Source organism: Mucilaginibacter sp. P25 (genome assembly GCF_050859465.1).
GTDB lineage: Bacteria > Bacteroidota > Bacteroidia > Sphingobacteriales > Sphingobacteriaceae > Mucilaginibacter > Mucilaginibacter gossypii.
The window spans coordinates 5,861,900-5,876,426 of sequence record NZ_CP193937.1; the positions used below are offsets into that span (position 1 = coordinate 5,861,900).

13 protein-coding genes and 2 pseudogenes are annotated in these 14,527 nt (G+C 41.9%); 11 read left to right on the forward strand and 4 right to left on the reverse strand.

The genetic code is table 11. From position 1 onward, the window contains the following. Positions 1 to 350: 350 nt before the first annotated feature. The 7 genes and pseudogenes from ACRQ5D_RS29525 (at position 351) to ACRQ5D_RS29555 (ending at position 6,697) form a co-directional block, all read left to right on the forward strand. Positions 351 to 1,501 (forward strand): annotated as a pseudogene (locus ACRQ5D_RS29525) (MFS transporter). Positions 1,502 to 1,618: 117 nt separating this feature from the next. Beyond that, positions 1,619 to 2,350, forward strand: a complete 732-nt coding sequence (locus tag ACRQ5D_RS29530; protein WP_091162408.1) for a polyprenol monophosphomannose synthase — start codon at positions 1,619 to 1,621, stop codon at positions 2,348 to 2,350. A gap of 203 nt (positions 2,351 to 2,553) precedes the next feature. Next, positions 2,554 to 3,576: pseudogene (ruvB, locus tag ACRQ5D_RS29535) on the forward strand (Holliday junction branch migration DNA helicase RuvB). Between the two features lie 26 nt (positions 3,577 to 3,602). Further along, positions 3,603 to 4,292 (forward strand): Gfo/Idh/MocA family protein, encoded by a 690-nt coding sequence (locus ACRQ5D_RS29540; protein WP_432327497.1) that lies wholly within the window; start codon positions 3,603 to 3,605, stop codon positions 4,290 to 4,292. Further along, complete coding sequence (locus ACRQ5D_RS29545; protein ID WP_432327499.1) at positions 4,289 to 4,798, forward strand: Gfo/Idh/MocA family protein; 510 nt, start codon at positions 4,289 to 4,291, stop codon at positions 4,796 to 4,798. The genes ACRQ5D_RS29540 and ACRQ5D_RS29545 overlap by 4 nt, the downstream gene beginning before the upstream one ends. Positions 4,799 to 4,815: 17 nt before the next feature. Next, positions 4,816 to 5,694, forward strand: a complete 879-nt coding sequence (locus tag ACRQ5D_RS29550) for a hypothetical protein (RefSeq protein ID WP_091162405.1) — start codon at positions 4,816 to 4,818, stop codon at positions 5,692 to 5,694. Between the two features lie 115 nt (positions 5,695 to 5,809). Continuing rightward, a complete protein-coding gene (locus ACRQ5D_RS29555) occupies positions 5,810 to 6,697 on the forward strand; it encodes a polysaccharide deacetylase family protein (protein ID WP_091162403.1) in 888 nt (295 codons plus the stop codon). A gap of 125 nt (positions 6,698 to 6,822) precedes the next feature. Here ACRQ5D_RS29555 and ACRQ5D_RS29560 read toward each other — a convergent pair whose 3' ends face one another. Both ACRQ5D_RS29560 and ACRQ5D_RS29565 read right to left on the reverse strand, forming a co-directional pair. Then, positions 6,823 to 7,011 carry a hypothetical protein gene (locus ACRQ5D_RS29560; RefSeq protein WP_091162402.1) on the reverse strand — a complete coding sequence of 63 codons (189 nt, stop codon included), beginning with the start codon at positions 7,009 to 7,011 and terminating at the stop codon, positions 6,823 to 6,825. A gap of 9 nt (positions 7,012 to 7,020) precedes the next feature. Beyond that, positions 7,021 to 7,389, reverse strand: a complete 369-nt coding sequence (locus ACRQ5D_RS29565; protein ID WP_218134327.1) for an STAS/SEC14 domain-containing protein — start codon at positions 7,387 to 7,389, stop codon at positions 7,021 to 7,023. A gap of 178 nt (positions 7,390 to 7,567) precedes the next feature. Between ACRQ5D_RS29565 and queG the strand changes: the two genes are divergently transcribed. Beyond that, entirely contained in the window at positions 7,568 to 8,506 is a 939-nt protein-coding gene (gene queG / locus ACRQ5D_RS29570; RefSeq protein WP_091162398.1) for a tRNA epoxyqueuosine(34) reductase QueG, read from the forward strand. A 147-nt stretch (positions 8,507 to 8,653) separates the two neighbouring features. On the opposite strand, the gene ACRQ5D_RS29575 is transcribed toward queG, so the two are convergent. Continuing rightward, on the reverse strand, positions 8,654 to 9,679 hold the full coding sequence (locus ACRQ5D_RS29575; RefSeq protein WP_091162396.1) for a 3'-5' exonuclease: 1,026 nt from the start codon (positions 9,677 to 9,679) through the stop codon (positions 8,654 to 8,656). 125 nt (positions 9,680 to 9,804) lie between these two features. Between ACRQ5D_RS29575 and ACRQ5D_RS29580 the strand changes: the two genes are divergently transcribed. Genes ACRQ5D_RS29580 through ACRQ5D_RS29590 form a run of 3 tightly spaced genes read left to right on the forward strand, consistent with a single transcriptional unit; the run spans position 9,805 to position 13,687 of the window. Continuing rightward, positions 9,805 to 10,023, forward strand: coding sequence for a hypothetical protein (locus ACRQ5D_RS29580; RefSeq protein WP_432327503.1), 219 nt, complete (start codon positions 9,805 to 9,807; stop codon positions 10,021 to 10,023). Next, entirely contained in the window at positions 9,996 to 11,777 is a 1,782-nt protein-coding gene (locus tag ACRQ5D_RS29585; RefSeq protein ID WP_432327505.1) for a DUF3857 domain-containing protein, read from the forward strand. The genes ACRQ5D_RS29580 and ACRQ5D_RS29585 overlap by 28 nt, the downstream gene beginning before the upstream one ends. Next, positions 11,777 to 13,687, forward strand: a complete 1,911-nt coding sequence (locus ACRQ5D_RS29590; protein ID WP_091162393.1) for a DUF3857 domain-containing protein — start codon at positions 11,777 to 11,779, stop codon at positions 13,685 to 13,687. Before ACRQ5D_RS29585 ends, ACRQ5D_RS29590 begins: the two co-directional genes overlap by 1 nt. A gap of 234 nt (positions 13,688 to 13,921) precedes the next feature. On the opposite strand, the gene ACRQ5D_RS29595 is transcribed toward ACRQ5D_RS29590, so the two are convergent. Next, entirely contained in the window at positions 13,922 to 14,488 is a 567-nt protein-coding gene (locus ACRQ5D_RS29595; protein ID WP_176844331.1) for a C40 family peptidase, read from the reverse strand. Positions 14,489 to 14,527 lie beyond the last annotated feature (39 nt).

The following is a 14,527-nucleotide window of genomic DNA, read 5'->3' on the forward strand; positions in this document are numbered from 1 at the left end:
TTAGCAAATTTTTAAGTTAACTGATGCAAGAAAAAACTGCTCCCCTAAAATCAAAATTCCCCAAGAGCGTCCCTTACATTATTGGCAATGAAGCCGCTGAACGTTTTAGCTTTTATGGCATGCGTTCGATACTTACCCTTTTTTTGGTAAAACAATTCTTTAACCCTGCAGGTAATCCCGCGTTAGCCCAACAGGCTGATGCCCATGCCAATAAGCTGAACCATTTATTTGTTATGGTGGCTTACGCTTTACCATTTGTAGGCGGCATGGTGGCCGACTGGTTTACCGGCAAATACAAGCTCATCCTTTATATTTCTGTAGTATATTGCTTTGGACACCTGTTGCTGGCGATGTTTGATACAAGCCTTAGTGGCTTTGAAATAGGTATGCTTGTTGTCGCCATCGGTGCGGGTGGTATCAAATCGTGCGTTTCGGCCAACGTAGGCGACCAGTTTGATGCCAGCAATCAGGATTTGCTCTCAAAAGTTTACGGCTGGTTTTACTTTAGCATCAATGCAGGCTCTATGTTATCAACGATTGCTATCCCTACCATTTACAAATATTACGGCCCTAAATGGGCTTTTGGTGTTCCGGGATATTAATGGGTTTGGCAACTGTTATATTTTTTATGGGCCGCAAAAAATATGTAAAAGTGCCTCCGCAGGGCGTAAACCGAAATAACCTGGTGTTTATTACATGGTATGCACTTACCCATTTAAGTAAAAAGAAACCAGGCCAATCATTACTTGATATTGCCAAAGAAAGCTATGATCCGGAACGGGTTGAAGGAGTTAAAGCAGTATACCGTGTGATTTCCGTATTCTTTTTTGCATTGGCATTTTGGGCTGTTTGGGACCAGTGCCTTTCAGAATGGACGCTATATGCCGCAAAAATGGATCGAAACATCAATCTTGGTTTTACCTCATTCCAGATAGAACCAGGTTCAATGTCTACATTTAATACCATTTTCCTTTTGTTATTCATACCACTGTTTAACTATGTAATTTATCCCAATTTAGATAAGATCGGGTTAAAAACAACACCTTTGCGCAGGCTGGGTGCCGGTTTGGTTTTAACAGCATTATCGTTTGTAGTTATCGGTTTTACACATGTTAGTATTGATCATGGTGGCTCACCATCGATGTGGTGGCAGGTGCTGGCCTTTTTAATACTCTCAGCTGCAGAAGTATTAGTGTCAATTACCGGGCTGGAATACGCTTATACCCATTCTCCAAAATCCATGAAAAGTACCATGTCGGGAATCTGGTTCCTGGTTGTTTCATTTGGCAACCTGATCACAGCTCTTGTTAACGGACTTATTGAAGACGGTGGCTGGTGGGCCAAAAATCTTGCGGGCGCCAACTATGAGTGGTTTTTCGTAAGTTTTATTGGAGTGTTTATCATCATCTTCATGTTTGTTGCGCCTCGCCTTAAAGAAAGAAACTATATCACCGACCCTTATATAGAAAACGAGGTTATCGCCGACACGAATAACCTATAAAATATGACTTCGAAAAAACAGGACTGCATGTGCTTTCCTGTTTTTTTGTTTTGATGCTCTATAAATTGATTATTTTCGCAGCTTAAACATTTAACTCATTTTCTAAAATAACGTTCAGTGCCTGATAGCGTCGTAATCATACCCACCTATAATGAAAAGGAAAACATCGAGCGGATGATCCGCAAGGTATTCTCTTTGCCTCATGATTTTCATATCCTGATCATTGACGACGGATCGCCTGATGGCACGCCACAGATAGTAAAAAGCCTGCAGGCCGAATATGAAGGTCGTCTTTTCATGGAAGAACGAGCCGGGAAACAGGGATTGGGCACTGCTTATATACATGGTTTTAAATGGTGCATAACCCATCATTACGACTATATTTTTGAGATGGATGCCGATTTTTCACACAACCCAGATGATTTGTTAAAGCTAAGGCAAGCCTGTATCGACGGTGCCGACGCGGCAATAGGCTCCCGTTATGTAACCGGTGTAAATGTGGTTAACTGGCCCATGAGCCGGGTGCTGATGAGCTACTTTGCCTCGGTATACGTTCGTTTTATAACCGGAATGAAGGTGCAGGATGCTACCGCCGGCTTCATGTGCTACAAGCGTAAAGTACTTGAAACCGTGAGCCTGGATAAAATCAAATTTGTTGGCTATGCCTTCCAGATCGAAATGAAATATACTACCCTTAAACACGGTTTTAAGCTGGTAGAAGTACCCATCATATTTACCGACCGCACGGCTGGCACCTCTAAAATGTCAACCCGAATTTTTCGCGAGGCATTTTTGGGCGTGATCCAAATGAAGATCAACAGCATCTTCAGGAAATATCCGGAGGGGTGATTTTTTAAAGGTGAAAGGGTAAAGGCGAAAGGTTAAAGGTTACATAACAAAACTTTAACTTTTTGTATTTAAAGCAAATTAATCTATCGACTGAAAAAAAACCTTTCGCCTTTTAGCTTTAACCTTTCGCTTCCTCAAAAGAAACAAACCTTTTACCTTTAACCTTTCACCTTTAGCCTAAAAAATTACTAATTTCGTTGGCAATGAATGAGCATCTTGACCCTGAACGCGAACGTCTCAGTCCGGCCGAACGTGATATTGAAAAAGTATTACGCCCGCAGCAATTTGAGGATTTTACCGGTCAGCATAAAATATTAGCCAATTTAAAGATCTTTGTACAAGCTGCCCGTCAGCGCGGTGAAGCGCTTGATCACGTGCTGCTGCATGGCCCTCCGGGTTTAGGTAAAACTACCCTTTCGCACATTATCGCCAATGAAATGGGTGTAGGCATTAAGATCACCTCAGGCCCTGTTTTAGATAAACCCGGCGATTTGGCTGGTTTGCTTACCAATCTTGAAACCGGGGATATCCTTTTTATTGATGAAATTCACCGCTTAAGTCCGCTGGTTGAAGAATACCTTTACTCGGCCATGGAGGATTTTAAGATAGATATTATGTTGGAGAGCGGCCCCAATGCCCGTTCGGTACAAATTTCGCTTAATCCATTCACCCTGGTAGGCGCAACTACCCGTTCCGGCTTGCTTACTGCGCCTCTAAGGGCCAGGTTTGGCATCAACTCGCGCCTGGAATATTACGATGCCAAACTGCTTACCACCATTGTACTACGCTCGGCATCGATACTTAAAACACCTATTACTGATGAAGGTGCTTACGAAATCGCCCGCCGCAGTCGTGGTACCCCCGTATTGCCAATGCATTACTTCGCCGCACACGTGATTTCGCCCAAATAAAAGGAAATGGCAAGATTGATACGGAGATTGCCCAGTACGCATTGAACGCTTTAAATGTAGATAGTCACGGACTGGACGAGAATGGACAACAAGATCCTGCTTACCATTATTGATAAGTTTAAAGGCGGTCCGGTAGGTTTAAAAACCGTTGCAACAGCAGTTGGTGAAGACGAGGGCACAATTGAAGAAGTTTACGAACCGTTTTTAATACAGGAAGGCTTTTTAATGCGTACGGCCCGCGGCCGTGAAGCTACTGAGGCTGCCTACAAACATTTAGGAAAGATAAAGCTGGGAGGAAATCCATCCTTATTTTGAGATAAACGTATACATCGCCACCAATCATGAAAACCAAATTAAAACAACTGCTCACTACAACTACGCTCTTTTTAAGCTGCATAACTATCGCATCGGCACAAACAACACCACCGCCACCGGGTACAGCACCAGCCCCTTCGGTTACGGCACCTGCCGATTCAGTTAACAAGGCAAAAAAAGACACCATACCAGTGATACACAAGCCCGTACCGACACTAAAAGTAGGTATTATGGGCTTAAACCATGACCATATCCACCTCATATTAAGTGAGTACCGAAAAGGGAACGTAAATATTGTAGGCATTGCCGAACCTGATAAAAAGCTTTGGGAAAAATTTGGCAAAGCATATAACCTGCCCGATTCCCTGTTTTTTGATGACCTAAGGAAAATGTGCACCACCCGTAAGCCTGCTATTGTGTTGGGTTACAACGCTGTTGGCAAACATGTGGATATTGTGGAGACCTGCGCACCCTTAGGTATTTCTGTAATGGTTGAAAAACCGTTGGCCGCCACCCTTGAGCAGGCTAAACGTATGGAGTTTCTGGCCCTTAAATACTACGTCAAAGTATTAACCAATTATGAAACTACCTGGTACCCATCGTTCCAGGATGCTTATAACACCGTTAAGCAGGACAGCATAGGTTTGATCCGTAAAATGGTGGTACATGACGGGCACCAGGGGCCACGCGAAATTGGCTGCAGCGAAGATTTTTGAGCTGGTTAACAGATCCTGTATTAAATGGTGCGGGCGCACTGAATGATTTTGGTTGCTATGGCGCTGATTTGATGACCTGGCTAATGAAGGGCCAGCGCCCGATAGCAGTAACCGCCATCGCAAGGCATTATAAACCAACCGTATATCCGAAGGTTGAGGATGATGCCACCATATTGGTTGAATACGCCAATGCCACCGGGCAGATTGAAGCCTCCTGGAACTGGCCTTTCAGTATCAAGGATATGGAGATTTTCGGTGCTAAGGGTTATATCCATGCCTTCGATAAGGATAGTGTTGAAATAAAAGTTAATAACCGTGTAAGAGGTTATAAAGCTGCCCCACTGGTAGCACCAGCTGATGCGCCGGTAGCCTATTTTACTTCAGCCCTCGCAAATCCGCTCAGGCACCCGGATGACCGTTCATCATTAAAATACAATATGATTGTTATGCAAATCCTGGATGCCGCCAAGCGGTCAATAAAAGAAGGAAAGCGTATAGTTTTATAACAAACACAACAGGGCCGATGAAATACATAACTTTATTACTGTTATTTTCCTCGGCCTTGTTAAGCTGCGGAACCAAAAAAGACAAAGCATCCGCTGAGGTTTACCCAACGGTTAGTTACTTAAAGATCAAACTTGATGCTGCCGGGCACTTGCCTGCCAATCCCTACATCTTAAGGTTTAAAAACGACAAAAAGGAGATTGTTTTTTGTGGCGTTAACCATTTGCCAGATAACAACGACACCGAAAATCCGATGTTTAAGGGGATCGAAAAGGCATTTTTTGAATTCAGACCTGATGTATGTGTTAACGAAGGAGGAGATGTTTCAAAAAAGGTTTTCGCCTCAAAAAAAGAAGCCATTCAAAAAGATGGTGAAATAGGGCTTACCAAAACCCTTGCAGATAGCCTTAAAATTATAACCGTTAACGGCGACATGACCGATAGCCTTGAATTTAAAGAGCTATTGAAGAGATACACTACCAGCGAATTTTTAGCTTATATAGTTACCGAACGTTTAATGTGGGGCCAACGGCCTCCTGTTACCGATAGCGCGACATTTAAAGCAAATTATGCTAAATTTATACAAGGCTATATCATGAAAACAGGTGGAGTAAAGCTTTCTCCGGCTGAGCAAACCCTGGATTATTTTGAAGCCGCCTATCAAAAACTGCTTAACCGCCCTTTTAAGCTCGAGGAGCTGGAACCTACCAATCCGTTTGACCCCAAAGGAAAATTTCAGGAAATTGGCAGAGCCTCCAAAGAGATCAGGGATCAAAGCCTGCTTCGCACCATTGACAATCTGCTTAAAACCCATAACAAAGTGTTTGTAGTTTTTGGCGGATGGCACCTGCTTACATGCGAGCCGGGCCTGAAGCAGATCATCAATAAAAGCGAATAATTATCCGGTTATCACACTTAAAGTCTTAATTAATTTTGTTTACATCGCAAGGCTTGCGTGTTATATAATTATTATTTTAGCTGCCGTTAATTAAGGAATAAAACCAACCTATAATATGATAAAACAAACGTTAGCCATGCTGGCCCTTTGTGCTTTCGGCGCTGTTTCATGCCAGTCGAAGCCATCAGATAAATCAACTACTGCTACCCCGGTTGCTGAAGTTCCGGCTGCCAATGCTGCTTCACAAGGTGATGCCGCTGCCATTTTAGCCCGCAAGCAAGTCCCTATTCTCTGCTACCACCAAATTCGCGACTGGAAGCCTACCGATTCAAAAAACGCCAAGGATTATATTGTCCAAATTGCTGCTTTTAAAGAACACATCAAAATGCTGGCCGACAGCGGTTACCACACCATACTGCCCGATCAGCTTTATGCATACCTTACCAAGGGCGCGCCGCTGCCTAAAAAGCCTATCATGCTTACGTTTGATGATACCGACCTTGATCAGTTCACCATTGCCAATCCTACCCTTAAAAAGTATGGTTTTAAAGCGGTTTATTTTGTGATGACCGTATCGTTAGGCCGTCCGCATTACATGACCAAAGAGCAGGTAAAACAACTATCTGACGAAGGTAACGTTATTGCCAGCCACACCTGGGACCACCACCGTGTTGACCGTTATTCACATACATCAACCCTTAAGATCATTGGCAAAAATGGTAAAATAACCAATCGCCCGGTGGACGACTGGGTTACCCAAATCGAAAAACCAACTAAAACATTGGAAGAAATCACCGGCAAAAAAATGGACTACTTTGCTTATCCATTTGGCATCTGGAACAAAGCTGCTTTGCCTGAGCTTAGGAAACGCGGTTTTAAAATGGCTTTCCAATTAGCTGATAAACGTGATCAAGCCGATCCATTAATGACTGTGCGCCGTATTTTAGATAGCGGATACTGGAGCACCAAAACGTTAAGCAACAGTATCAGGAACAGCTTTTAGCCCCCTAAAGGGTGTGGTTGGATAGCATTATTAATCTCAACACATTTAAACAAGAACTGCCTGCTCAAAGAGCGGGCAGTTCTTGTTTAATATCACCCGTATCTTCCCTTTAGAAGACGGACGGCTCACAAATCCTCACCCGCCGGGCCTTGTCCCATATTTGATGAGGGCATTTTGCTGATATCTTTCTCGCCGGGTTTCAAATGAAGTATTTCAGCAATAATCGTATCATCGCCGGTATTTTCACCTAACTCATCATTGTGCAGATCTGAATCATCATTATTCATCGCTGCTGTTTTATGTATTGTTTCCATAATGGTTATTTATTTAACTTCTGTTACCCACTTTACGGCTTCGTGCAATTCTTCCAGCTTATAGCCCGCAAACTTGCCCGGTAAAATATATTTAAACAAATGACTGAACTCCCGAACACCGTCCTGATCGGTTACAACAGCAACTTTGTTCCACCGGGTAAAATATTTAAGGCCCAGCCTGATATTGCCGCACCAGGCACCTGCTGTAAAATTTTTTATATTAGTTTCCAGCACCAGTAAAAAGTTTATTCGCCCAGTTTGTTTTACCTGTTGCTCAAGCAATGGTCTTAAGGCCTTTTCATAATCGCCAATAGTAACGTGGCCGGCTGCATGCATTCCTAACACATGCGCAGGCAAGTATTTAATATGCTCAAGCATGCTATAAATCCCTTTTTTTATCAGATACAAAAACTGCACCAATAGTAAACTTATAGCAAAACGGAGTAAACTATAATAACGAATAATCTCCTTATACAAGTATACCATGATTGATTAAACCTTATTGAAGAGCATAACCGTTCGCGCACCAATTTCAATTTATACTATCTTTGCATAAATGCAGCAAAACAAAGCCATATACAGTCAACTCATTAAAAACGAGGCACAAAAACTTGGCTTTTTGTTTTGTGGTATTGCCAAAGCAGATTTTTTAGAAGACGAAGCCCCGCGTCTTGAATCCTGGCTCAATAAAAACATGCATGGCGAAATGGCGTACATGGAAAACCATTTCGATAAGCGCCTTGACCCGCGTTTGTTGGTTGACGGGGCTAAATCGGTTATATCATTAGGCATTAATTATTATACCGATCAGCAGCAGGATGATCCGTTATCGCCCAAAATCTCTAAATACGCTTATGGAATTGACTACCACACGGTGATTAAAGATAAGCTGAGGCTATTACTGCAAATCATTAATGATAAAATTGGTGAAGTAGGCGGCCGTGCGTTTGTTGATTCGGCACCGGTACTTGATAAGGCATGGGCACGTAAAGCAGGAATGGGCTGGATTGGCAAAAACAGCAACCTGCTCAACAAAAAAGCCGGCTCGTTCTTTTTCCTGGCCGAACTGATCATTGACCTTGAACTGGAGTACGATATAGCTCCCACAGCCGATCATTGCGGCACCTGCACCAATTGTATCGACGCCTGTCCTACTGATGCTATTGTAGGGCCGTACGTAGTTGATGGCAGCCGTTGTATCTCCTATTTAACCATCGAACTTAAAAACGAAATTCCACAGGAGTTTAAAGGTAAGATGGATAACTGGATGTTTGGTTGTGACGTTTGCCAGGATGTTTGCCCCTGGAACCGCTTCTCGGTGCTAAATACCGAACCAGCCTTTACTCCGCACCCTGATTTACTGCACTTGAAAACCGCCGACTGGCAGGACATTACACAGGATATTTTTCAAAAAGTATTTAAAAATTCGGCCGTTAAGCGCACAAAATTTAGTGGATTGAAACGAAATATCGATTTTTTGAAGGTTAAAGGTTAAAGGTTAAAGGTTAAAGGTTAAAGGTTAACGTATCCTTCCTTTTCTGGTTTCAAAATAATATCAACAAAAAACCCTTGCAATTATTTATGCAAGGGTTTCAATAAAAAATCCTAAAATCCTTTAATCCTAAAATCAGGGTTCAAAATATTATCCTTTTTTAAACTTCAACGCTAACTGGGCCAGCATATCATCGTTAACCGGCTGGGCTGGCTCATCCTTCTTTTTAAAAGGTTTGTTTTGATACTGCTGATTTTTGGTATGATCGGGCTTGGTATACTCTTTTTTCTGGTACTCAGGTTTAGAAGCAGCGGGCTGTTGATCTGCCGGTTTTGGCTGGGCAGCTTTGTTGGCCTGGCGTTCGGCTGCTTTTTTGGCGTTCCAGCGGGTGTAAATTTCTTCGAGTTTGCGTTTAGTATAAAGCGGAAAATCACCCTGCATCATCCATGAGTAATAACTTGGCTCGGCGTTCAACACGTCTTCAACACGTTTGCCTTTATGTTTGCCAAAGTTTATCAACTCCTCGCCCTGTTCATTATAAACCATACGACCGGCAAAATCAACCGGTTTGCTCAGGTTAGTAAATGCGTGCAGCGCTTCAACATCGCCCACAACAGGGATTATTTTATTACCTTTTTTATCCTCCCACTCTACATTTTCATAACGCTCAATCTGCGCCAGCAAAACTTCCATGGTAGCGCGGGTATCTGCTTCGGCCGAATGGGCGTTTTCAATTACTTTATTGCAATAAAACTGGTAGGCAGCCTTTAACGTGCGTTGCTCCATTTGATGAAATATGTTCTGTACATCAACAAAATGGCGGGCATCCAGGTTGAAATCCACTCCGGAACGTAAAAATTCCTCCATAATCATGGGGATATCAAACTTATTTGAATTGTATCCGGCCAAATCGCTATCACCAATAAAATCGGCTATTTCCTGGCCAAGCTCTTTAAATTGCTTTTCGTTTTGTATGTGCTCATCGTAGATGCCGTGCACCAGCGACGACTCGAGCGGGATAGGAATGCCCGGGTGAACACGCCACGTTCTCACTTCTTCGCTGCCATCAGGATTAAGCTTGATAACAGATATTTCAACTATACGGTCGGCACCGATATTGGTACCTGTTGTTTCAAGATCAAAGAAAGCCAGGGGCCGTTTTAAATTTAATTTCATTTGTAAGTGTTCAGAGATGCAAAGGTCGCAAATGTCCTAAAATTAATCAGCAGAATAAATTTTTTAATTTATTTAATATACCAATTTATTATTTAATTTGATTATCCCTAATTATCACAATTTGTATGAACAAAATCACTCTTATTCTTTTGATTTTTATCAGCTTATCACTCAAAGCTGCCGCACAGGATTTTGAAACCGGAATCACCGACCAGGAGATTGAAATGGCCAAATATGATAAAGATCCGCAGGCAAATGCCGTTTTTTTAACGAATTTGGCAAAACCAGAATTGATGAAGTCAGTGACCATATCAGGATGGTATTTACCTATCATACCAAAATAAAGATCTTCAGTAAAGAAGGCCTTAACAAAGGTACTATCGCAATTCCCATCCATAACGGCGATAATAGTTTTGAAGAAGTTCAAAACATTAGCGGAACAACTTATTACAAGGATGATAACGGCATAATTCAACAGGTCGAACTGGACACCAAAAAAGTTTATACCGTAAAAGATTATAAGTATGGCAGCACAGTAAAATTTGTATTACCTGCCTTACGCCCCGGCTGTGTCATTGAATATAAATACGAAGTTGTATCTCCGTATTGGGATTTATTTCATGGATGGAATTTCCAGGATGATGTTCCTAAAGTATACTCTCAATATGAAGTACATATCCCAGGCTTTTGGAACTTTAACGCGTCATTACGCGGAGCACTGAAACTCACTAAAAGCACTTCGGAAGTTGAACGCGAATGCTTCTCATCCGGAGGCTCCAAAGCCGATTGCTCGCACATTACTTATGCCATGAAAGATATCCCGGCCTTTGTTGAAGAAGATTATATGACGGCGCGTAAAAATTTCCTGTCAGCTATATTTTTCGAACTGGTTGAATGGACAAATCCTTATACCAATGTTAAAAGTGTTATAAGCAAGGAATGGAGTGACGTTGACCGCCAGTTAAAAATATCAGACGGATTTGGCTCCCAGTTAAAACGGACCAGCTTGCTTAAAGAACGCATAGCCCCTGTTATTGCGGGTAAAACGGATGATCTGGATAAAGCTGAAACCATCTACAATTGGGTACAAAAACAGTTAAAATGGAACGATTATATCGGTATAGAAAGTAACGAAGGTATTAAGAAAGCCCTTGATACTCACACCGGCAGTATCGCCGATATTAATCTGACACTTATTACCGCGCTAAGCGCTGCTGGCCTTAACGCCGATGCCGTATTGCTTTCAACCCGCGACCATGGAATGGTGAATAACCTTTACCCGGTACTTAGCGACTTTAACTACGTTATAGCCAGGTTAACTATTGGCGATCAAACCTACCTGCTCGATGCTACCGATCCGTTATTGTCCTTCGGTTTACTCCCTCTTAAATGTATAAACGATAAGGGAAGGGTGATTAGCCTTAATAAACCATCATACTGGATAGAGTTAAGCACTCAGCAAAAAGCGGCCACCACACGGATGTTCGATCTTACACTGCTTGATAATGGAAAGCTAAAAGGTACAATAACCAATTACTACAAAGGTTACGACGCTTACGAAAAACGCAAAGTCATTAAAAAGTTTAATACTGTTGATGAATATGTTGAAGATTTTGACGAGAAACAACCTAAATTAAAAGTACTTAAGTCAGACATAGCAAATCTCGACAGTCTTGACAACCCGCTACGTGAAACCTTTGAAGTGGAGATAGATGCATTTGATAATACCAATCATGATAAGCTTGCATTTAACCCTTATTTTTGGGAAAAACGCACCACCAACCCGTTCAAACTTGCCGAACGTGATTATCCTGTTGACTGGGCCTTTGCCTCAGACAAGAGGCTTGTTTTGGTGATGCACCTGCCTGCGCAATATATCATTGAAACCCCGCCCCAGATAGTAGCGTTTTCATTACCAAACAAAGGCGGCATGTTTGCTACCACGTTTGAGAGCCAGGACAATAACAGTTTTACCTTTTCAAACATTACCCAGTTTAACAAGTCGGTTTATGATTCGGCCGAATACCCTTATCTTAAGGAGCTGTTTAATAAGATCATTCTAACGGAAAAAGGAGATATGATCTTCAAGAAAAAATAATGAAAGCATTTTTAACTACCCTTTTTATCTTTTTGGCGGTAACCTGTGTAAAAGCACAGGAAAACTACGACGTATCGCTCATTTCAAAAGACCTTTTGCCTTATGCCAGCTCAATAGTGCGTAATGAGGAAGTTACTGTTGAGGTTAAAGACTTAGATAACACACTTTGTCACGTAAAACAAGTAATAACCGTACTCAATAAAAATGGTGACGATGACGTTGATATAGCGATATGGCATGACAAAAGTCGTTATATTAAGGATATAAAAGGAATGATTTACAACCAATGGGGCAAGCCCACAGGTAAATTTTCAGAAAGCGACTTTGATGATGACAGCAATCACGATGGCTTTTCACTTTTTACCGACCTAAAGATAAAACATTATCAACCCAGGGTAAATGATTATCCTTACACCGTAAGTTATGAGTATGATGTAAAGTCAAAACAATCACTTGACCTTGAGAGCTGGCAACCTATTCCTTCGGATGGTATAGCAGTTGAAAAAAGCTCGTATACATTTATCTGCAAGCCCGATTTTAAAATCAAATACAAACAAACCAATTTACCTGTTAAGGTAACAATTGGCACCAATAAGCTTGGGCTACAAACATACAACTGGCAAATTAGCAACCTGAAAGCTTTAAAGCATGAACCTTACAGCCCTGTTTACCGATCAATAATGCCCAGGCTGGAAATAGCGCCCGAAAAATTCATTTACCGTGGTATCAGTGGCTCATTTACCAACTGGAAAGAACTTGGGCAATGGCAATATGACAAGCTTAACGCAGGCCGCCAGCAGCTTTCGCCTCAAACAGTGGCGAAAGTAAAAGAGCTTACAAGTTCAATAACCGACCCTAAAGCCAAAGCGCGCAAGGTTTATGAATACATGCAAAGCAAAACGCATTACATTAGTATACAAGTAGGGATAGGCGGTTATCAACCCTTCCTGGCATCAGATGTTGATGCTCAAAATTATGGTGATTGCAAAGCCCTGGTTAACTACACGCAGGCCTTATTAAAGGCTATCAACATTGATTCATACTACTGCGTAGTGGAAGCAGGACCATCCAAAGTAAACTTTCAGCCCGACTTTGCAAGCATGGACCAGGGCAATCATGTTATTTTGTGCCTGCCTTTTAAAAATGATACCACCTTTTTAGAATGTACCAGTCAGAACATACCGTTTGGCTTTTTAGGCGATTTCACTGATGACCGTATTGTGCTGGCCTGTACACCGCAAGGTGGCAAATTAATGCATACGCCAAAATACACGGCCCAGGCTAATCTTGAACAACGCAAAGCCAATTTTACATTAAGTGCCAACGGTAACCTGTCAGGCACAATGGTTACCAATTTCAAGGGCACTAATTATGAAGATCGTGATCATGTGATCTATGAATCGAAAACAGAACAGATCAAAGATCTGAAGAAGATTTATCCCATTAATAACCTTGATATTGAAAGTGCAGATCTGAAGCAGTTTAAAGTTGAACAACCATACACCACCGAAACGTTAAAAATTTCGGCTACAGACTATGGCTCGGTATCTGACGGAAAAATAATTTTTCTGGCCAACCCGGCCAACCGTGTAAGTTCGCCGTTACGTGAGGTCCGTAACCGACATAACGATGTTTACATTAACCGTGGATATACCGATGAGGATGAGATCACTTATACCCTACCCGCAGGATACAAGGTTGATATGCGCCCTAAAAAAGTAAGTATCGAAAAACCTTTCGGAAAGTTTGAATCAAGTGCAACTGTAAATGGGGATAAGCTGGTATACAGTCGCAAGCTACAGATCATAGATGGTACATATAGTAAAGACACCTATCAGGACCTTGTTGATTTTTACCAGTCAATTGCGGATGTAGATAATGATAACGTTACCTTAGTTAAAGGTAACTAAATATCACGATACCGAGGATAATACCAAGCACCATGATCACATAAAGCATGATCTCGGTGCCTGCGAACCGCTTGTACTTAGTCCAGAATGAGTAATCTTTTTTTGTCGGCCATGATGGTGCAAAATTATTGAAAATTACTGCACAAATTGGCTCAAATTTTAACGAATTACATGAAGGCGATTTAAACTTTATATTGGTGTAGTTCGCAAAAATCCTCCTAAAATTTGTATTACCTAATTCATGCTTGTAGGTACATTTTCAATAGAACCTGCCCTCGAAAAGTACTTGTATAATGATGGATCGCGCAGTTTTACGATGATAACCCCGCGACGTGAGCTGGCATGTACTACGTAGCCATTTTGCAGGTAAACACCCACATGGCTAAACTGCTTTCCGTCGAAATCAAAAAACACCAGGTCGCCTTCCTTTAGCTCGTCTTCATATTTTCGTTTGATGACGGATATCTGCTTGCTGGTCATGCGGGGAATGGTAATACCATAAACCTGCTGTTCCAGCAAAAAAGTCAGCCCTGAACAGTCGATCCCGTCTTTATCTAATCCACCAAATTTATAGGGTGTTCCCATCCATTGATCAATAAAAGCGTAAAGGCGACCATTTTGAATACTGCCCTTATCAACCTCCATAATTTCGGAATATTTTGAAGCGATATCAGGTGACGGATTAACCACCTCACCCGGCTGGCCGCGCATAGCGGCCTTGCGCGAGTGACATGAACTTAATATAAATGGGGAAAGGAAAAGTATAAACAAATAAAAACTACGACGCAGGTATATGCTCATAAAGTAAAATTAACTTTAATGTTTATTGAGAGGATGCGG

What these genes read in the sequence shown, in the direction of transcription:
- ACRQ5D_RS29540 (WP_432327497.1), top strand. Translation starts at nt 3,603, where the DNA reads ATGAAAACCAAATTAAAACAACTGCTCACTACAACTACGCTCTTTTTA.
- ACRQ5D_RS29550 (WP_091162405.1), top strand. Translation starts at nt 4,816, where the DNA reads ATGAAATACATAACTTTATTACTGTTATTTTCCTCGGCCTTGTTAAGC.
- ACRQ5D_RS29555 (WP_091162403.1), top strand. Translation starts at nt 5,810, where the DNA reads ATGATAAAACAAACGTTAGCCATGCTGGCCCTTTGTGCTTTCGGCGCT.
- ACRQ5D_RS29560 (WP_091162402.1), bottom strand. Translation starts at nt 7,011, where the DNA reads ATGGAAACAATACATAAAACAGCAGCGATGAATAATGATGATTCAGAT.
- ACRQ5D_RS29565 (WP_218134327.1), bottom strand. Translation starts at nt 7,389, where the DNA reads ATGCTTGAGCATATTAAATACTTGCCTGCGCATGTGTTAGGAATGCAT.
- queG (WP_091162398.1), top strand. Translation starts at nt 7,568, where the DNA reads ATGCAGCAAAACAAAGCCATATACAGTCAACTCATTAAAAACGAGGCA.
- ACRQ5D_RS29575 (WP_091162396.1), bottom strand. Translation starts at nt 9,679, where the DNA reads ATGAAATTAAATTTAAAACGGCCCCTGGCTTTCTTTGATCTTGAAACA.
- ACRQ5D_RS29580 (WP_432327503.1), top strand. Translation starts at nt 9,805, where the DNA reads ATGAACAAAATCACTCTTATTCTTTTGATTTTTATCAGCTTATCACTC.
- ACRQ5D_RS29585 (WP_432327505.1), top strand. Translation starts at nt 9,996, where the DNA reads ATGGTATTTACCTATCATACCAAAATAAAGATCTTCAGTAAAGAAGGC.
- ACRQ5D_RS29590 (WP_091162393.1), top strand. Translation starts at nt 11,777, where the DNA reads ATGAAAGCATTTTTAACTACCCTTTTTATCTTTTTGGCGGTAACCTGT.
- ACRQ5D_RS29595 (WP_176844331.1), bottom strand. Translation starts at nt 14,488, where the DNA reads ATGAGCATATACCTGCGTCGTAGTTTTTATTTGTTTATACTTTTCCTT.